Origin of the sequence: Methylomonas sp. TEB (genome assembly GCF_047777895.1) — a bacterium.
In the GTDB taxonomy this organism is placed as follows: domain Bacteria; phylum Pseudomonadota; class Gammaproteobacteria; order Methylococcales; family Methylomonadaceae; genus Methylomonas.
In genome coordinates, this window is the sequence record NZ_CP180476.1 from 691,603 (window position 1) to 709,855 (window position 18,253).

The following is an 18,253-nucleotide window of genomic DNA, read 5'->3' on the forward strand; positions in this document are numbered from 1 at the left end:
AGTATCCATAAGTATGGTTACTACAAAACATTGTCGACAAGTTATTGATTTTTTGTTGTCGATGAGTAAACTTTAATGATTAGGCTGTGTTTTGAGGGTGATTTTCTGACTGAATTGTGTTTTTAACGGGGTCTTAAATCAACTGGTGTCAGAAGCTAGTCAATGATGCTATTATTGGCTTGACGTCGATCCGAATAATTAAATAGATTGAGTTATCAACTTTAAAGAGAAGTGGGTGGATGTGCCGTAATACATAACATTACGACCGCTTCGGCAGGTAGTGGAAGGGTGTTTTATCGTGTACAAGTCGGTCTTTTCTGAAAAGGCTTTTTTACAACGTTTAACAATTGATGCCGTAGAAATTGAAGCGCAATTACATAAGCAGAATTGCTTTAGATTATGTTTTTTCGGTTACCTAAATGAGTCGCAACAGACCTTAGTCTCACATAATAATTAAATACTAGATGGATGTATTGTTCATAAACCCCGATTCGTCTACTAAGGCTTATCAGGATCTCGCTAAAACCTATTCAGCTATCGAGCCCCCTACATGGGCACTTTTACTGGCGGAGTCATGCCGAAGCAAGGGATTTGATGTAGCCTTAATGGATTGCGACGCTGAGCGTTTGACGCTTGAACAATCGGTTCAGCGCATTGATGAGCTCAACCCCCGTTTGGTAGTGTTTGTTGTTTACGGGCAAAACCCCAATTCCGGAACAACCAGTATGATCGGCGCATTGGCCTTGGCTAGCGCGTTTAAGGATGCTGCTGGTAATCAAACGCCGATTGCCTTTGTTGGGTCGCATACGAGCGCTTTGCCTCTGGACGTTCTGGCTCATGAGTGCGTCGATATTGTGTTGCTCAACGAAGGTGTTTACGCATTGCACAACCTGTTGAAAGGCAATCTCAAGAGCGACTTGGCGCATGTCAAGGGCATCGGCTATAAACAAAGCTCTTCGGCTTTGCCCGTGCTCAACCCACCTCAGTCCGTGGTGCCGCAGGAACGAATGGACGAAGACCTGCCGGGTTATGCCTGGGATTTGCTGCCTTACCGCGAAAAACCACTCGATCTTTATCGGGCGCATTTCTGGCATGCAGAGTTCAGCCACGACAAACGCACACCGTTCGCGGCTATTTACACCTCGCTAGGTTGCAATTTCGGTTGCGATTTCTGCATGATCAACATTGTCAATCGGTCCGATAACGGCGCCGGCATTGATGCCTCGCACTCCCGCGGCATGCGTTTCTGGTCGCCAGCCTGGGTAATTCGCGAAATGGAAAAACTGGCGACGCTTGGCGTTCGCACACTACGCATCAGCGACGAAATGTTCTTCCTCAATCGTAAGTACTACGAGCCGATACTGCAAAACGTGGTCGATAGAGGTTTCGACTTTAACATGTGGACTTATTCCCGCGTCGATACCGTCAGGCGCGATGCGCTCGATTTATTTAAACGCGCCGGCGTAAATTGGCTGGCATTGGGCATCGAGGCGGGTAATCAAATGGTGCGCCAAGAAGTTTCCAAGGGGTCGTTCAAGGAAGTCAATATCCGTGACGTGTGCGACACGATTGGCGATGCCGGCATCAGCATTATCAGCAACTATATCTTCGGCTTCCCGGATGATACGCTGGAAACGATGCAGCAAACGCTCGATCTTGCCATCGAGCTCAATACCGAGATGGCCAACATGTATCCTTGTCAGGCCTTGCCGGGCAGTCCTATGTACCATATTGCCAAACGCAACGGCTGGAAACTGCCCGAGACTTACGAAGGCTTTGCCTTCCTGTCGTATGAATGCGAACCGTTGCCGACTAAGTATTTGCGTTCGGAGGATGTGTTGCGTTTCCGTGATCAGGCATGGCAAACCTACTTTTCAAATCCCGCCTATCTCGGGCTTGCCGAGCGCCGTTTTGGCGTGCAGGAGCGCAAGAATATCGAGGACATGGCGAGCATCCGCCTTAAGCGAAAATTGTTGGGAGATTGAGCACTTGATTATCACCAGAACCCCGTTCAGGATTTCGTTTTTTGGGGGGGGCACCGATTACCCGGGTTGGTATCGCGAGCATGGCGGCGCCGTGCTGTCGACCTCCATCGATAAATATTGCTACATCAGTTGCCGTCGCCTGCCGCCGTTTTTCGACCATAAACACCGCATCGTCTATTCCTTGATCGAAAACGTCAAACATAACGACGAAATTCAACATCCCGCGGTGCGCGCGGTGCTTAACTGGGCAAATGTTGCAGAAGGCCTGGAAATTCATCACGATGGCGACCTGCCTGCTCGTTCCGGTTTGGGTTCCAGTTCGTCGTTTACCGTGGGCTTATTGAACGCCTTGCAAGCCTTGCAAGGGCGAATGACCAACAAGGATGAATTGGCTAGCGATGCGATTCACATCGAACAAAACTTGATTGGTGAGAATGTCGGCTCCCAGGATCAAGTGTCCGCCGCCTTCGGTGGCTTCAACCGGATTGAGTTTCATACCAATGATACCTTCGACGTTGCACCGTTGATTCTGCCGCAACAGCGCCAACAAGAGCTCCGTCAACATTTGATGCTGTGCTTTACCGGCTTCTCGCGTATCGCCTCCGAAGTCGCGAAGTCGAAAATCGACAATTTGAAAAATCGCGAAAAAGAGCTGAAGTTGATGCGGGCAATGGTTGACGAGGCTATTGCATTGCTGCAGGACGGCCGCGAACCCATCGAATCCTTTGGTAAGCTGTTGGATGCCAGTTGGCATTACAAACGTAGCTTGTCCGAGCGGGTGTCCACCCCAGAGATCGACGAAATATACAATGCGGCCATGGACGCTGGCGCCATCGGCGGCAAAATTTTGGGCGCGGGGGGCGGTGGTTTCTTATTGTTGTTTGCTAAACCGGAGAAACAGGCCGTGATTCGCGAACGGCTCAACAACTTGATTCACGTGCCGTTCAATTTCGAAGACTCCGGCAGCCGAGTGGTTCTCTACCAACCCAACGGACTTTAATTGTGATGCACCAGTTTTTATGTCTTGGCCTTTATGCCGGGGTGGCCAACGGTTCGCCCCGTTCTCGAACCAACGCCGAAACGGAGGCGCTGCTTTGAATTCCGAACCCCTTGATTTACGCGCCAAGGCCCATTGGGTCTGGAGAGAGACGCTAGCGATTCACCGTCGCGCGCCCGAGACTCGGTTGGCTTCGTCGCTATCAGCCGTTGAAATTTTCGTCGCCTTGTATTACGGAGGCGTCTTGCGTTTCGATGCCTCTCAGCCATTGGCGGCGCATCGTGACCGTTGCGTGATCAGTAAGGGCCACGGTTCAATTTGCATGTATCCGATTTTGGCCGATCTCGGTTTTTTTTCGAAAGATGAATTGTTGCGAGTTTGCCATAGCGGCGGTTTTTTGGGCGGTATTCCCGATCCGGTGATTCCCGGTTATGAGACCGTCAACGGTTCGCTCGGTCATGGTCTGGGCGTAGCCACCGGTATGGCTCTGGGCTTGAAGCGGCTCGACAGTGATCGACAAGTGTTCGTTGTGTCGGGCGACGGTGAATTGCACGAAGGCGCCAATTGGGAGGCAGCGATGTTTGCCTCTCAGCACAGGCTCGACAATCTGAATCTCGTCATCGACGACAACGGTATCAGCATGCTCGGCTATACCGATGACATCGTCAGCCACCATTCGCTAAGCGAGCGCTTAACCGCGTTTGGCTGGGATTGCCGCCGAGTCGATGGTCACGATGTGTTGGCTGTGCAGGCTGGCTTGTTGGAGATGAAGGCGACGACGGCTGGTAAACCGAAAGCACTGATCGCCAAAACCTTGAAAGGTCGCGGTGTGCCGGGTTTGGAGAATGCGCCTTTGTCCCACATTCTTAATCCCAAGCCGGAATTAATTGACAGTCTACTGGAGCAATTGCCATGACGACCAAGCCGCTACCGATGCGCGACGTTCTGCTTGATCGGATTTGGCAAGCGATGGGGCAGGATGCAAAAATATTTTTCGTCAGTGCGGATTTTGGTTCGCCGATACTGGATAAAATACGCGCCGATTTCCCCTCCCGGTTTGTCAACGTCGGCATCGCCGAGCAAAATTTGATCAACGTGTCTGCTGGTCTGGCGCTCGAAGGGTTTACCGTGTTTGCTTACGCGATCGCGCCGTTCATAACCATGCGCTGTTACGAACAGATTCGTGTCAGCTTGGCATTGCTGTCGGAGGTGCGGCCGATTAACGTTAATTTGATCGGCGTCGGCGCCGGGTATAGTTACGTGGTTTCCGGGCCGACGCACCAGTGCTACGAAGACTTGACCCTTATGCGCGCGATGCCGAATTTTCAGGTGTTTTCCCCCGCCGACCATGTAACCGCTGGAGCATTGTTCGAGCGCTGCGTATCGGCTACAGGCCCCAAATATTTGCGCTTTGACGCTCAGGTATTGCCGGTAATCTACGAACAAACGGCACCTGATTTGCGATTGGGTTTTCACGTTCACCGTCGAGGGCGGCGCATATGTTTGCTGGCGACCGGCTACATGTTACATACCGCGCTGAAGGTGGCGGCTCAGCAAGACCCCGAGCACGATGTCGGTGTCATCGATTTGGTGGACATTGCGCGTTTCGATGAGGATAGCTTAGCTGACGAACTCGCTGGCTATCAAGGCTTGGTCAGTTTGGAAGAAGGCTTCAGTGGCCGCGGTGGGGTTGATGCCATGCTATTCGATTTTCTGGCTCGACGGAACCTGCCTTTGACGCTGCTCAATCTGGGGGTCAATGGCGGCTACCGTTTTGAGCTGGGTACACGGGCCGAATTGCACGAACAAGTCGGCATAGGGCCGGAAGCCGTGCAACGGCGCGTTGCGGCCTTCATTCATTCAATCACTTTCTCACTAACCGGGTATTCGACAACATGAAATTCCCCCTGATGCGTAACAACATTCTGCGCGAAGATCTCGACGCAGTGATCGAACATCTCAAACAAGACGATCCGATTTTGACTCATGGTGTGAACGTGCGCGCGTTCGAGGCCGAGTGGTCGGAGTGGCTGGGCGTGAAATACAGTGTTTTCCTGAATTCCGGTGCATCGGCCAACCTGCTGACCATGGCGGTGTTGAAAATACGCCACCCCGAAGGCGGCGAAGTCATCGTGCCGCCGCTGGCCTGGGTATCCGATGTCGCATCGGTGTTGCAGAACGGCTTTACCCCGATATTTGCCGACATCAATCCGGCGACGCTGGCGATGGATACGCAACAAATTCTGAGTAAGATTACCGATAAAACCCGCGCCGTATTTCTGACTCACGTCCAAGGTTTCGATGGCCTGACCGACGAACTGGTCGCGGAACTCGAACGCCGCCACATTCCGTTGATCGAAGATGTCTGCGAATCGCACGGAGCCCGGCATAACGGTAAATTGCTGGGTAGTATCGGCTGGATTTCCAATTTTTCCTATTACTACGCCCACCACATGAGCACCATTGAGGGCGGCATGGTTTGCACCAACGACCCCGAGGTCTACCAGCAAGTGCGCATGTTGCGTTCGCACGGCATGGTGCGCGAGGCGACCGACAATGATTTGAAGGCACGCTACATCGACGAAAATCCGCAGCTCAACCCGGATTTTATTTTTGCCTATCCGGCCTATAACACCCGTAATACCGAAATCGGCGGCATAATGGGCCGTAGCCAACTCAAACGCCTCGATATGATCGTACAACGGCGTACCGAAAATTTGCTGCGCTTTCTCGATAAAATTGATGCGTCCAAATACCGCACCGATTTCAAACTTGAGGGGTCGAGCAATTACGCTTTTAATCTGATCCTCAAAGAGGCCGACGATAATTTGGTTCAACGAGTGATGAAAAAAATGCGCGAATCCGGCATCGAATTCCGCCGAGGTAGCGCCGGCGGCGGCAACCAGATCCGTCAGCCGTATTTGCGCGGCATCGTGCCGGAAGGCCATCATCTGGAATATCCGAATACCGAACACGTTCATTTTTACGGTTTTTACATCGGCAATTTCCCCGACTTGAGCTCTGCCGAAGTCGACGAACTGTGCGCGTTGCTCAACGCGGTTTGACGGCGACATCGTGACCACGGCAATTGTTCTGGCAGGCGGCTTGGGCACTCGTTTGCGTGACGCGGTACCCGATTTGCCGAAACCGATGGCCCCAATTAATGGTCGGCCGTTTCTCGAATTTTTATTCGAGTATTGGCGTACCCAGGGTGTGGAGCGTTTCATTCTATCGGTTGGCTACCGTTCGGATGCAATCACTGATTACTTCGGTGAGAATTACCGTGGTGCGATGATCGAATACGTGCTCGAACAAACTCCTCTGGGTACCGGTGGGGGGGGGCTGTTAGCCGCACGCAACATCCCGGCCCGCGAACGTTTTCTGTTGCTCAACGGCGATACTTTCTTCGCTGTGGATTTGGAGCAGTTAATGTGTTTCGCACAACGTAACGACGCGGATTGCTGTTTTTCGTTGTTTCGTTCCAACGAAGAAGGCCGCTATATGGCGCTGGAAGTAGCGGACGACGGGCGCATCGAGTCCTTGCAGTCAGGTAAGGGCGGCATCGGCAGTTTGGCCAACGGCGGCGTGTATTGCCTGCGCCGTAGCGCATTGTTGGAAGAACAATTTACGCCAAACGCCAAATGGTCTCTCGAAGACGATATTTTTCCGGCGGCTTTGACGGCCGGTCGGCGTTTAACCGGTATAGAGTTTCCGGGCACTTTCATCGACATTGGCATTCCAGACGATTACGCACGCGCCGCGCAAGTGTTGAACCAGGAGGCGGCGTGGATATAGTTTCGCGCATCAGGATCAATGTTCAAGCCTCGATTGATGCCAAGATCAGTCTATTGGCGGATACCGAGGCTTTAACCGAATTCGGCGCAGCGGTGGAAGCCGTCATTGCCTGTTATCGCAACGGTGGCCGCATTTATATCGCCGGTAACGGCGGCTCGGCGGCCGATGCTCAGCATTTGGCGGCGGAGTTTGTCAGTAAACTAGCGCGGGAACGTGACGCTTTGCCCGCAGAAGCCCTGACTGTCGATAGTTCCATCCTGACCGCAATCGGCAACGACTACGGATTTGAACACGTATTTTCCAGGCAGCTGGCCGGTAAAGCCTGCGGCAACGACATCTTTTTAGGCATCAGCACGTCGGGCCAGTCGCCGAACATCTTGCAAGCGCTGGCGCAATGCCGCGCTATGTCGATACCCAGCATCGTATTTTGCGGCCGCGATGGCGGCAAAGCGCGCGAACTTGCGATGTATGCAGTAGTCGTTCCGGGAACTGCGACCAGCACTATTCAGGAATTACACATAGTCCTGGCGCATACGCTGTGCGAGTGCGTCGAAGCGGCAATCTTTGGCGAATGAATTTTTTCGAACCGAAAGGAGAGTTATGAGTTACAACATTTTAGTGACCGGCGGTGCCGGCTATCTGGGTTCTACCATGGTACCCGACTTGCTGGCGGCGGGACATAAAGTTACGGTGCTCGACAACTTCATGTTCAAGCAAAGCAGTTTGAACCACGTCTGCCACCACCCGAATTTCTCGGTCGTAAAGGGTGACATCCGCTTGGAAAAAAATGTCGCACCATTGCTTAAAAATGCCGATATTGTGATTCCGTTGGCTGCGCTGGTGGGGGCGCCGCTGTGCAATCTGGATCCAATCGGCGCAACCACTACCAACCACGACGCGATAACGCTGATGCTGAAGTTGTTGGCCAAGGATCAAATCGTGTTGATGCCGACCACGAACAGCGCTTACGGCACCGGCGATGAAAACAACTTTTGTACCGAGGAGTCACCGTTGCGTCCGATTTCGCAATATGCAATCGAAAAGGTCAAAATCGAACAGGAATTGATGCAGCGCGAAAACGCAATCAGCTTCCGTTTGGCGACCGTATTTGGCATGTCGCCAAGGATGCGCGTTGATTTGCTGGTTAACGACTTTACCTATCGCGCTGTCAACGACCGTTTTGTCGTGCTGTTCGAAGGTTATTTCAAACGCAATTACGTACACGTGCGTGACGTTTCAAGGGCTTTCCAGCATGCGATTGCCAATTATGACGCGATGAAGGGCCAGATTTACAATGTGGGGCTCTCCGAAGCCAATGTGTCTAAAAAGGAATTGTGCGAAACAATCAAAAAACAGATACCCGACTTCGTGTTTATCGACGCACCGGTCGGTAAAGATCCCGATCAGCGCAACTACATCGTCTCCAATGCAAAAATTGAGGCAACCGGCTATAAAACTTCTGTCAGCCTTGATGCTGGTATTGCTGAATTGATCAAAGGTTTCACGATGATCAAGAACTCGATGTACGGCAACGTTTGATCTAACACCAAACTAAACCTCAGCGCCGGCATGCAACACGAAAATAACGTAAAGGACGAAAACTTTCGGATCGAACTTTTGGGGCGGCAAGAGGTATTCGAAAATACGTTATTTCGGGTTTATGCCGATCACGTCGTCGATTCTCACGGCAACGAAGTGCCGCGCTATCTGAGCGTCGTACCTCGCTGCTTAGTCGAGGGCTCTGTCGCTGGCGTTGCTGTACTTCCGGTTGCAAGGCACTGTATTGGCTTGATCCGAGTGTTAAGACATCCCTTGCAGCGCTGGTCTTGGGAAGTGGTCAAGGGGCATGGGGAGCCCGGCGAAAGCCCCGCCGCCTCAGCGGAACGCGAGCTGATGGAAGAGACGGGGTTGGTGCTATTGGACGGTGGTTTGAGCGATATGGGGGCGCTGTCGCCGGAAGCAGGCGTTATCCAGGCTCGCTCTCGGCTGTTTGCCGCTTCGGTCGATGCCGGTGCAAGCGCCAAGGTCGAACCGGAGTTCGGCCACGGCGAGCTTCAATTTTTCGACCGATCCAAGGTATTACAAATGATTGCCGAGGGTGAAATCGAAGACGCCAGTTCGTTGGTGCTGGTTTACAAATGGTTGATGACGCATGATTTCAATGTTTGAAGACATTTTTGATTTGTTGCTCCGCTACGGCTTTTTAAATGTGCTATCAGCTAGTTTGAGTTCAATTCGCCGCCCAAACTAATTTGCCCGGTAATCTAATCTCCGCCTTGATTCCATGTTGGATATTGTCAGTAATATTATGAAGTATCGTTCACTAATTGGCGCACTTGCCTTGCGTGATTTGCAAAGCAGATACGTTGGGACTATGGGTGGGGCATTATGGTCTATCATCCAGCCAGCCTCTACGGTGGCGGTGTTTTATTTTGTGTTCTCGGTAGGTTTTAAAGCGGCCGCGCCCGCCGGTTCGCCTTTCATTATGTGGTTTATCACCGGACTGATGGTTTGGTTTTATTTCAATGAAACTTTGATCACCATTACCGGATCGGTGACCGGTAACGCTCATCTGATTAAGAAAACCGTTTTTCCGACCGAAATACTCCCCTTCGTATTCATCACGGCAGGTATTGTGCCGCATATGATCTTCATGATCTTTGTGATAGGAATGCAAGTTTGGTATGACATTGCATTTTCGCCGGTGCGTTTGTTGGTGGTCTATTTCATGCTGTGCAACGCCACATTGCTACTCGGTCTGGGTTGGTTGTTTTCCGCGCTACAAGTGTTTTACCGGGACATAGCGCAAGCCCTATCCGTGATATTGAATGTTCTGTTTTGGTTAACGCCGATTGTGTGGTCAATGGAACTGTTGCCGGAAAATTATCGCCATCTATTATCTTATAATCCAATTTACTATATTGTTGAAGGGTATCGTGGCTTACTTATATTTCCGGAGCCGAAATTACCGAATTTAGCTGATACTGCTTTTTTTTGGATTGTGACAATTTCGATTCTATTTTTCGGTGCTTATATTTTTCGGCGGCTTAAGCCTGAGTTTGCCGATATGCTTTGAAAATAATGGAGCATAATGTGATTAATAAGCGTTATTTAACTGAAATGAAGGGGGCTTAATGGAGTCGTTGCCCGCAATATCAGTTTGCAACGTTAGTAAGAAATTCAGATTGTTTTCTTCTCCGAAGCAACGGTTAATTGAGGCTATTCATCCATTCCGTAAGCAGTACCACAAAGAGTTTTGGGCGCTGAGGAATATTAGTTTCGATGTGCATCGCGGGGAAATCTTCGGTATTTTGGGGCGTAACGGTTCAGGCAAGTCGACGTTATTGCAAATCATCTGCGCAGTGATGCAGGCTACCGGAGGAGAGGTTAAGTCGAGCGGCAGAATTTCCGCATTACTGGAGTTGGGAGCTGGTTTCAATCCCGAATTCACCGGGCGTGAAAATGTCATTTTAAATGGTGCCATTCAAGGTTTTTCGAAACAGGAAATGCAAGAGCGTATCGACGATATCGAAGCATTTGCCGACATCGGCGAATTCTTTGATCAGCCGGTTAAGCTTTATTCTTCTGGAATGTTTGTCCGGGTTGCATTTGCGGCCGCGATTCATATAGACCCCGAAATCCTTGTCGTCGACGAGGCGCTGAGCGTTGGTGATTCCAAATTCCAACACCGTTGTTTCCAACGCATCCGAAACTTCATGGAGCAAGGCAAGACTATTTTGGTTGTCTCGCACAGTACGGACACCCTGTTAAGGATTTGCAACCGTGGCGTCGTTTTGGATCGGGGAGAGTTGGTACACATCGGCCCGATCGCTGGTGCTGTCAATCACTACCAAAAGTTGTTGTTCGGAGAGGCTCAAAACATATCGATGAACAACGGTAAACGAAAGAAGGAAATGGTCAAGGGAATGTCGGAGATGCCCAAAAAGGAAAGGGCGGACAAAACCGATAAAATCCCTTTAAAACCTACCTATAACCGCCACGAAACCCGAATGGGCTCGGGTAAGGCCCGGATTGTCGATTTCGATCTGGTGGTCGATGGTGAATTGAATCCTCCCGAGATTGCCTCGCATGCCAATTGCGAGTTGATTGTCAAATTAGTCGGCAACGAGTTCGTGCAACTCTCGGTTGGTTTTGCCATCGTCTCGCTAGAAGGCACTTATGTTTTTGGCACTAACCTGGCAATGATGGGACATCCTCCCGCTCAAATCGAAGCTGACGGCTATGTGGTGTTAAGATTCCATTGGCAAGCGCATCTTACCGGGGGCGAATATTTTCTCAATCTCGGTTGTAACGAATTTGTCGATGGGCAAGATAGTTTTGTCGATGTGCGACGCTCGGTGGCACGATTGAAATTTTCGGATACACCGCAGTCGGTCGGTTTTGTTGACCTTCAGGTCGTACCTGAATTAGTGGCTGTAGAGATTCCGGATGAGCAGGTAGTTTAATGATAGCTCCACGACCGTTGGTGGTAGGTTATCCCCGTAGCGGTTTCTCTTTACTTATCAGCGTGATTGCTGAACTTGTCGGTCCGGCACGGGATAGACGTACGCTTAGCATCAAAGCGCTGTGCGACACTGCCGGATTCCAGATTTCCCGGCGAATAGAAGATGTGTTCATGCGCCGCGGTCTGTCGCACGATCTCATTTACAATTACAACTTTCGACAATTGGCCGGAGGACCTAAATGGTTGGCCGGTTCCGAGTTTCGCGATGCTCGATTTCGAAAATATATCGGCCTGCGTGGTGGCGGGGATTTCACATTAATTACTTCTCATCCCCGAGAGATTCTCAATTATTACGAGGTTGTCCATTCGCATGTTGGGCCGGCGGCTTGGTTGAGCGCGCTTGATGTCCCGAAGGGCTTGCGTTTTGCATCAATGCGTCATCCCGCGGGAACGCTAACATCTGCCTGTTTTTCGATCAATGCGCTGGCCAGTGAATATATCCAACGTTTTGTTCCCTGTCAGGAGGATAACGACTTTCTAAGACAACGCCTTGCTCTTTACAAGCTTAGCGATCTTAACTTTTTCGAAGCGCTACTGCCGCCTTTTAAGGCTTACCTTGAAGAATTCACTCAGCAAGATCACCACTACTATTTGATGCGCTGGGAAGACTTGATTGATAGTCCGGTCAAGACCATTCTCGGTATTGCGGATGAATTGGGTTGCGGCACAAGCGTACCTCAGGCGCAAGCCTTATGGGCAAAACTCGACCACGTGAATCTAACCGGCGCCCACAAGCACAATCTACGTCGGGGGCATGGCATCGTTGAGGGTTGGAAGGACTGGATAACCAATACCCATCTCGATATTTTGCGCGACCACGGGATCGAAACGTATGCGGTTCGCTACGGTTACGGCCCCATGTCGCCTTTAGACGAAAGCGCTTATACGCCATTTCAGCAAACGCTTGACGACTATATTCGACGGGGCGAGGTATTTCGTGATTACGGTGACGAAGATTTGTTTGGATTTGCTTTCAACAAGTCCAATATTGATTTTTCTCGTTTTGGTTTTCGCCAATATCCTTGGCGAACCCATACGTCCATCGAGCGGTCCTCGTGCCGCGACGAAAGCTTGGTCATGGAAGTGTCGGATGTGGCGGAGGAGGCGTGCGGCATTTTCAATGAAGCAGCCTCAATCTGGATCGACGCGGTGCATAATGACGATTTAGATTCGGCGATGATAGATTCGATAACGCCAGTCGTATCAAGACTTTACGATAATGATGCGGAGCTGGCCTCGTTTGTATCCGCTATGACCGCTGCGGTCAATGCTGGCCAGTGCTCCTACGCCGGTAAGAAGGAGAAATATTCTGAGCCTCTGTTGCTGGATAGCGTGGGAACGACAAATATCGTACTTTTTCAAGGCAAGTATTATGCGGTTCCACAGGCGTTGGGGCCTGTCGATTTTAGCCTGCCGAACCTCTCCGGCATCGCTTTTACGGGAATTGCAGACTCTTTTTCCGAACTCATTTTGATGGTGAATAAATGAAAGGAAACAGCAGCGAACTTAGATTTCTCGAGCCGACTGCGCGAGCCTTTGCAGAAGCCTTGCGCGACAATCCGCCATTAAACGGGCCTGTTTATCTTGTGGGCCACGGCGAGCTTGCGGATACCATCGTGCGGGATGCTGCTAACGAAGGCGTATCGGTTATTGCGTACGCGGATATTCCGCCAATGGAAGTTCTAAAACAAGCTCGCGTGTTGTTGTTTACGGAAACTCGCGGCGAGCAACTTGGGGATCTGTTGTTGGCATGTTTGGATCTGCAACAGGTACGGATTTTTGCGCCGAAAAGTGATTGGCACATGAGTCGCAAACCCTTGTTTATAGTTTCTATCCCCAAGGCCGGAACGCATTTGGCCTACGAGTTTGCTCGAGCGTTGGGATATGCTGCTGGTATTCAAATACCTGATTTTCCCAAGCCAGGCACTTGGTATTGTATCGAATATAGTAACTCACATACGGTTGCTCGCGATTTCTTTATCGACTCGGTGCGCCGAGCGCCATTTGGCAATCGGCACCATCCGGTTACTCAATCCCCTGTGCTCTTTGTTTACCGGCACCCGTTGGATATTCTGGTCTCTGAGGCGCATTACTACCATCGCGAAGGTAAAACGGTTTTCGCAGGCTATTTTTCCGGTGAGGATTTTGAACATCGGGTGCGCCAATTGGTAGACGACGAATGGTTGTTGGGTTCCTTACGGCAACGTGTGGGAGGTTTTTTGCCATGGCTGAATTTTCCGAATGTCATCCCGGTCGCTTTCGAGGAACTGGTGGGGGGAGCCGGCGGCGGTTCGGCACGCGCTCAACTTAAATCGATTTGGGCCATACAGTTAAAACTTCAGGCGGACGGTATTACCAAAGACATTGCTGCTCAGGTCTTCAATCAGAATTCGGCGACCTTTCGTGAAGGTCGTATAGGTGGCTATCTTTCGCAATTGCCTTCAAATCTGATCGACGAATTGGCTGATCGATGCGCTGATGTTCTTTCCGGCTTCGGCTACACGGTAAGGGGTGATTCGTTGATTCCTAGCCGGGTGGCTGAATTTCAGTCGCGTCCGTTGCGGTATTCGGCCAAAGACTTCAACGAGATGCCTTTGACCGTAGAACAAGACTTCATGGGCTGCAATCTTGTCCGCTATGCCCACCGTTTTTATGCCGCCCCTCTTTCGGCGGGTGTCATCGCTCTGGACGAATGCACGGCCCAGCAACTTGCGCGCTTGCCTTCGGCAGCGACGCTTGCCGAATTAAAGTCCGTATTATTGATTGGCCGTAAGGCTTATGACCGGCAATTGGCGCAGCTTAACCAAACGGGATTCGAGTTGCATTCCAACACTACGAACAACGTTTCCCCGGCCTATTGGATGGAATCCGAAGAGCCTTGTCTCTTTGACACGTATAAAGGCTTCAATTTGGTTGCCTGGAAGGGACGTTATTTCGCTTTGCGTCAGTCCGTTGGCATGATCGATTTGGCGCAAAATTTACAGACCTTGCTGACCCTTTACACGCCGGACGCTATTCTAATGGCAAGGGATGTCGACACTCTGATGGATGATATAGATGGTATCTCGACGGCCGTTCGCCTGACGAATAATCTCAACGGAAATATCGCCGGTTTGCAAGCTCAGCTCGACGACTGTGCGCGTTCGATCCAAACGCAATCGGAACAGTTACAGTTACAGAATGTTTATGATATGGCCCGTTTATACGGGGAAAAAATCGAAGGTTCTCTACAGGCTTTGAGTCTGCAGATTGAAGACTCCGTGGTCAAAGGTTTGCAACATACGCTAACTAGCATCATTCAACAGCATGTTTATGATATGTCCCGTTTATACGGAGAAAAAATCGAAGGTTCTCTACAGGGATTGAGCCTGCAAATTGAGGGCTCCGTGGTCAAAAGTTTGCAGAATACGTTAACTAGCATTATTCAACAGCACGCAGACTTGCAAGGTGAACTACACAAACAAGAAGAACGAATTATGGACTTGAATAATAAGCTCAACATTCGTAATGCGAGTTTCCTATCGCGTCTGTTTCGGAGAAAACCTTGATGAGCGAACAGATACTGAATGTCGCAATTCCCTGGAGCCTGACACACTATATTCCGCTGAATGGCTTTCATCCCCTCTACCGGGCGTTGTTCGAAGAGAAGCCCGACTGGTTGAATATCGCGGCATGGGATAACATCGAGTTATCGCAATCTTTGCGCGGCGACGAGGCGTTCAGAGAATCCTTACTCGCCGAAGTTGCGAAAGAGGCCGTCAAGTTGGAAAACGTTTCCTTATCGCCTATCGAGAAGGATTACTTTGCACATTATTGGTCTGCCAATCAGGCATTAACCCGTTTATTGCCCGGTGAGATTGAAGTTCATCACACTGCACCGTTTCCGAGTCTGTGTCGCCCTTTTGTATTTCACTGCGAATCGTTCGCGCCGGTTTTTTTTCCATTCGCGCATCAAGGAACCGGTAGCATGGAATCGCAAGAACAGGTACGAGCACATTACAAGCGAATATTTGAAAATCCGCTGTGTCTTGGAGTTTTTTCCCATTTACCTGAGACGATCACGGATTTGAGCCGTTTTTTTGCGTCGCCTATCATCGATGCCAAGCTTCATTTGTCGCGCATTGGTTTAATGGAGGGGGCGGAAGAAAATAAACAATTATCCAAAGGCCCTCTATCGTCAACCAGATTCCTGTTTGTCAATTCGGCCAATCAGAATCCCGCAAATTTTTTCTTGCGCGGCGGGCATATTGTCTTGCGTTTTTGGCAAGCCTTTTGTCGCGATCCGGAGAATAAACGATTGTTTATGCGTTGCGGACGCCCCTCGGATGCGATGTTGCGACAATATGGTGTTGATTTAGATTGGTTGGGCTGTCACGAAGGTCATAGCATTATATGGATTGAGGATTATCTGACAGCGCATGAACTGGAGAAGCTAATGTGCGCCGCGCATTTTCTGCTGCTTCCGAGCGCTTCCTTGCATTCGGTTTCGATCATGCAGGCTATGGGGGCGGGCGCCGTGCCGGTTGTCTCCGATACCATTGGGACCAGCCGCTATGTCGTGGATGGGAAGGATGGAATAGTTTTATCTGGGGTATTTGACAATAATTGGCGACAGGATCCTGAATGCGGAGTAATGATTGATCAATATGCTCGAAATCCAGAGTTGGAAGACGCCCTTGTTGAACAACTCTTAAGGCGCATAACAGAACTGTTCCAAAATCCAAAAAAATACGCAGAATTGTCTGCCAACGTGTGCAGAAAAGCTCGTATGGAGTTTTCAGGGCGCCTATTCAGCGAAGCCTTTTGGTCTGACGTATATCGTTTATATCAGGATTTTCTTAAAGATAATCTTGTGTCGAATGGGGCAACAGATTTATCGCCAGCGAAGCATCATCTTTTAATTGACGGCGGCGATTGGGGTAGGGTTTTCACGAGTCCGCCGCAACCGGTAGCCAGATTGCATACCGGTCAAGGATGCGTCACCGAAATGGGGGGGTGTTTTATTGCCTCTCCTGGCGATCAAGCGGTGGGGTTGCATGACTGGTCTCCAATCACTGAGTATGTCGAGCAGTCATTGCCCATCCCTCTCGCGTTTTCAACGGAAATAAAAGGGTTAGGCGGATGTTATCTCAGAGTCCCAATCACGGAGGCCGAGCGCCGCAATACAAAACGGTTTATTGAAGTCGTAGCCAACAAATTAATGCCTTTTCCCCTTGTTTACGCGCTCTCATCCAAATTTCTTAAGTTGTTAAGGCGTTTATATCGAGCATGGAGGCAATTCTTTGGCGAAATAGTTGCGGAGCAAAAAATAGCCCAGCCGGAAGCCAATATTGAACTTGTTGCACAAGATATGAATGGGCTGAATATTATACGTTGCAATCATCAGTTTTATGCCATCTCCAAGAATGGAGGAGAATTCAACAAGCAGCGCGCAGATGCTGGAGATTACGAAGTTTGCATTAAAGGAACAAGTCTTAAGGACATTCTGCGTAAAGTTGAAGAGTTATCGACTGTATCGCAAGAAAGCATTGAGTTGGTTGAAGAAGGGGTTTGCGGCTTCAATTTGATCCGTGTTGGAAATTCTTTTTTTGCAATCATGCAAGCCGAAGGGGCATTTGATATGAATCGTGTAAACACAAACGGCTATAGCCAGCTCTATACCGGCGACTCGCTTGAGGATGTAAGAATGGCTGTAGAGCGCAGTTTGTCATGACCGGGCATTCCAAGAGTCGGTCGATTCACCTTTGGTTATATAACCATCCTTTACAAGGCGTAACTGATCAGATCGAGTTCTTTTTTCTGATAATGCAGCAACATGGTTATTCCGTGACTATGGGGCGCACCCCAAAGGATAGTGCGCTAAATGTAGTCATCGAGAATTTTTCGGAAATGACCAGCAGGACACTCATTGATTATTGCGAACGCACTGGCAAGCGAGTGGCGGTTATTATGACCGAGCACCTTGATCTGGTTGGAAACGAATTGTTCATCCATGGCGACCGATTATGGAGCAATAATGACTACATGCATCCTGCAACTCAGGTGGCGAGAATCAAGAATCTCATGGATTGCGTACCTTATTTTCGGGCTATTTTTGTGTTGGGGGACCTGCCTGAGTTAGTAGGGTCTGAGAGAATGTTTCCCGGCCTTACAGTCAGAACGCTTCCGTTTCCCGAATTAGTGCGTGTTGATTTGACGGGTCAAAACCCGACGCATGAAGTCGTTTTTTCCGGCGCACTTACTGCGTTTCGGGATCAAACGCTAAGGGCGATTGCCGAACGTTTTGTGTTAGCGCAAACCTCGAACTTTTTACCGAGAAAGGGGCGTGACCGACTTAATGAATCCGCGCGCATCGTGTTGAATATTCCCCAGCGACCCAATTGGCGTTGGCTTTCACTGATGCGTATCATTGCCGCGTTGCGTTGCGGCCGAGCAACGGTTTCGATTGGAACGCAAGACCGATCCTGCATTGCTGAATGCTGTATTCAATTGCATGAAACTGGCTGGGAAGATGAATTAAGGCGGGTGGTGAATAATTGGCCCCAGGCCTATCAAGATTGTTTGACGCAATATGAAGGCATGCGGCAATCTTTTCTCGCGAAGCATCGGTTTCCACATGATTTGATAGAGTATTGGAGTTTATTGGAGCGTTTGGACACCTGATTAATAGGCATGAACTATTTATACAAAAGATAAATATTGATGGATTATAAGATGGCGCATCAGCTTCCTAAAAAGTGATATTTTTCTTGCCGGCAGAAGTTTCAAGGGAATTCTGAAATAACTAAAGTCTCGTGGCGCTATTTATTCTGTTAAGGAACCTCTGATTAATTGCACACCAGGGATATAATTTGGCATTCACCTGGTTTTCGCGACGACGCGCATGGACCCTTAACGATAACTCAGTTTTGCCGATGCCGAATACGCTAACAGAGGCAAAGTCACCCGGCA

Annotated in this window: 15 protein-coding genes; all 15 read left to right on the forward strand. The window is 49.9% G+C overall.

What is annotated here, in order from left to right:
* Positions 1 to 464: 464 nt before the first annotated feature.
* The 15 genes from ACMXD4_RS03135 (at position 465) to ACMXD4_RS03205 (ending at position 17,965) form a co-directional block, all read left to right on the forward strand.
* On the forward strand, positions 465 to 1,985 hold the full coding sequence (locus ACMXD4_RS03135; RefSeq protein ID WP_101052016.1) for a B12-binding domain-containing radical SAM protein: 1,521 nt from the start codon (positions 465 to 467) through the stop codon (positions 1,983 to 1,985).
* Positions 1,986 to 1,989: 4 nt separating this feature from the next.
* A complete protein-coding gene (locus ACMXD4_RS03140; protein WP_033155979.1) occupies positions 1,990 to 2,985 on the forward strand; it encodes a kinase in 996 nt (331 codons plus the stop codon).
* Positions 2,986 to 3,079: 94 nt separating this feature from the next.
* Complete coding sequence (locus tag ACMXD4_RS03145) at positions 3,080 to 3,898, forward strand: transketolase (protein ID WP_033155980.1); 819 nt, start codon at positions 3,080 to 3,082, stop codon at positions 3,896 to 3,898.
* Complete coding sequence (locus ACMXD4_RS03150; RefSeq protein WP_415879818.1) at positions 3,895 to 4,881, forward strand: transketolase family protein; 987 nt, start codon at positions 3,895 to 3,897, stop codon at positions 4,879 to 4,881. The genes ACMXD4_RS03145 and ACMXD4_RS03150 overlap by 4 nt, the downstream gene beginning before the upstream one ends.
* Complete coding sequence (locus ACMXD4_RS03155) at positions 4,878 to 6,047, forward strand: DegT/DnrJ/EryC1/StrS family aminotransferase (RefSeq protein WP_216614768.1); 1,170 nt, start codon at positions 4,878 to 4,880, stop codon at positions 6,045 to 6,047. The genes ACMXD4_RS03150 and ACMXD4_RS03155 overlap by 4 nt, the downstream gene beginning before the upstream one ends.
* A 10-nt stretch (positions 6,048 to 6,057) precedes the next feature.
* Complete coding sequence (locus ACMXD4_RS03160) at positions 6,058 to 6,777, forward strand: sugar phosphate nucleotidyltransferase (RefSeq protein WP_415879819.1); 720 nt, start codon at positions 6,058 to 6,060, stop codon at positions 6,775 to 6,777.
* The gene (locus ACMXD4_RS03165; RefSeq protein WP_171696635.1) at positions 6,768 to 7,352 is read left to right on the forward strand and encodes an SIS domain-containing protein; all 585 of its coding nucleotides are present in this window, start codon (positions 6,768 to 6,770) and stop codon (positions 7,350 to 7,352) included. The genes ACMXD4_RS03160 and ACMXD4_RS03165 overlap by 10 nt, the downstream gene beginning before the upstream one ends.
* A 25-nt stretch (positions 7,353 to 7,377) precedes the next feature.
* Positions 7,378 to 8,316: an NAD-dependent epimerase/dehydratase family protein gene (locus ACMXD4_RS03170; RefSeq protein ID WP_033155985.1), complete on the forward strand. Its 939-nt coding sequence runs from the start codon at positions 7,378 to 7,380 to the stop codon at positions 8,314 to 8,316.
* A gap of 30 nt (positions 8,317 to 8,346) precedes the next feature.
* Positions 8,347 to 8,946, forward strand: a complete 600-nt coding sequence (locus ACMXD4_RS03175; RefSeq protein WP_415879820.1) for an NUDIX hydrolase — start codon at positions 8,347 to 8,349, stop codon at positions 8,944 to 8,946.
* Between the two features lie 115 nt (positions 8,947 to 9,061).
* Positions 9,062 to 9,853: an ABC transporter permease gene (locus ACMXD4_RS03180; RefSeq protein ID WP_205453118.1), complete on the forward strand. Its 792-nt coding sequence runs from the start codon at positions 9,062 to 9,064 to the stop codon at positions 9,851 to 9,853.
* A 58-nt stretch (positions 9,854 to 9,911) separates the two neighbouring features.
* Complete coding sequence (locus tag ACMXD4_RS03185; protein ID WP_415879821.1) at positions 9,912 to 11,243, forward strand: ABC transporter ATP-binding protein; 1,332 nt, start codon at positions 9,912 to 9,914, stop codon at positions 11,241 to 11,243.
* Complete coding sequence (locus ACMXD4_RS03190; protein WP_415879822.1) at positions 11,243 to 12,790, forward strand: hypothetical protein; 1,548 nt, start codon at positions 11,243 to 11,245, stop codon at positions 12,788 to 12,790. The genes ACMXD4_RS03185 and ACMXD4_RS03190 overlap by 1 nt, the downstream gene beginning before the upstream one ends.
* Positions 12,787 to 14,850: a hypothetical protein gene (locus ACMXD4_RS03195; RefSeq protein ID WP_415879823.1), complete on the forward strand. Its 2,064-nt coding sequence runs from the start codon at positions 12,787 to 12,789 to the stop codon at positions 14,848 to 14,850. Before ACMXD4_RS03190 ends, ACMXD4_RS03195 begins: the two co-directional genes overlap by 4 nt.
* Positions 14,850 to 17,015, forward strand: a complete 2,166-nt coding sequence (locus ACMXD4_RS03200; protein WP_415879824.1) for a glycosyltransferase — start codon at positions 14,850 to 14,852, stop codon at positions 17,013 to 17,015. The genes ACMXD4_RS03195 and ACMXD4_RS03200 overlap by 1 nt, the downstream gene beginning before the upstream one ends.
* Positions 17,012 to 17,965, forward strand: a complete 954-nt coding sequence (locus tag ACMXD4_RS03205) for a hypothetical protein (protein ID WP_033155991.1) — start codon at positions 17,012 to 17,014, stop codon at positions 17,963 to 17,965. Before ACMXD4_RS03200 ends, ACMXD4_RS03205 begins: the two co-directional genes overlap by 4 nt.
* Positions 17,966 to 18,253: the final 288 nt, after the last annotated feature.

Excerpts from the sequence above, each read along its gene's own strand:
- ACMXD4_RS03135 (WP_101052016.1), top strand. The coding sequence starts at position 465 with ATGGATGTATTGTTCATAAACCCCGATTCGTCTACTAAGGCTTATCAG.
- ACMXD4_RS03150 (WP_415879818.1), top strand. The coding sequence starts at position 3,895 with ATGACGACCAAGCCGCTACCGATGCGCGACGTTCTGCTTGATCGGATT.
- ACMXD4_RS03155 (WP_216614768.1), top strand. The coding sequence starts at position 4,878 with ATGAAATTCCCCCTGATGCGTAACAACATTCTGCGCGAAGATCTCGAC.
- ACMXD4_RS03170 (WP_033155985.1), top strand. The coding sequence starts at position 7,378 with ATGAGTTACAACATTTTAGTGACCGGCGGTGCCGGCTATCTGGGTTCT.
- ACMXD4_RS03175 (WP_415879820.1), top strand. The coding sequence starts at position 8,347 with ATGCAACACGAAAATAACGTAAAGGACGAAAACTTTCGGATCGAACTT.
- ACMXD4_RS03180 (WP_205453118.1), top strand. The coding sequence starts at position 9,062 with ATGTTGGATATTGTCAGTAATATTATGAAGTATCGTTCACTAATTGGC.
- ACMXD4_RS03185 (WP_415879821.1), top strand. The coding sequence starts at position 9,912 with ATGGAGTCGTTGCCCGCAATATCAGTTTGCAACGTTAGTAAGAAATTC.
- ACMXD4_RS03190 (WP_415879822.1), top strand. The coding sequence starts at position 11,243 with ATGATAGCTCCACGACCGTTGGTGGTAGGTTATCCCCGTAGCGGTTTC.
- ACMXD4_RS03195 (WP_415879823.1), top strand. The coding sequence starts at position 12,787 with ATGAAAGGAAACAGCAGCGAACTTAGATTTCTCGAGCCGACTGCGCGA.
- ACMXD4_RS03200 (WP_415879824.1), top strand. The coding sequence starts at position 14,850 with ATGAGCGAACAGATACTGAATGTCGCAATTCCCTGGAGCCTGACACAC.
- ACMXD4_RS03205 (WP_033155991.1), top strand. The coding sequence starts at position 17,012 with ATGACCGGGCATTCCAAGAGTCGGTCGATTCACCTTTGGTTATATAAC.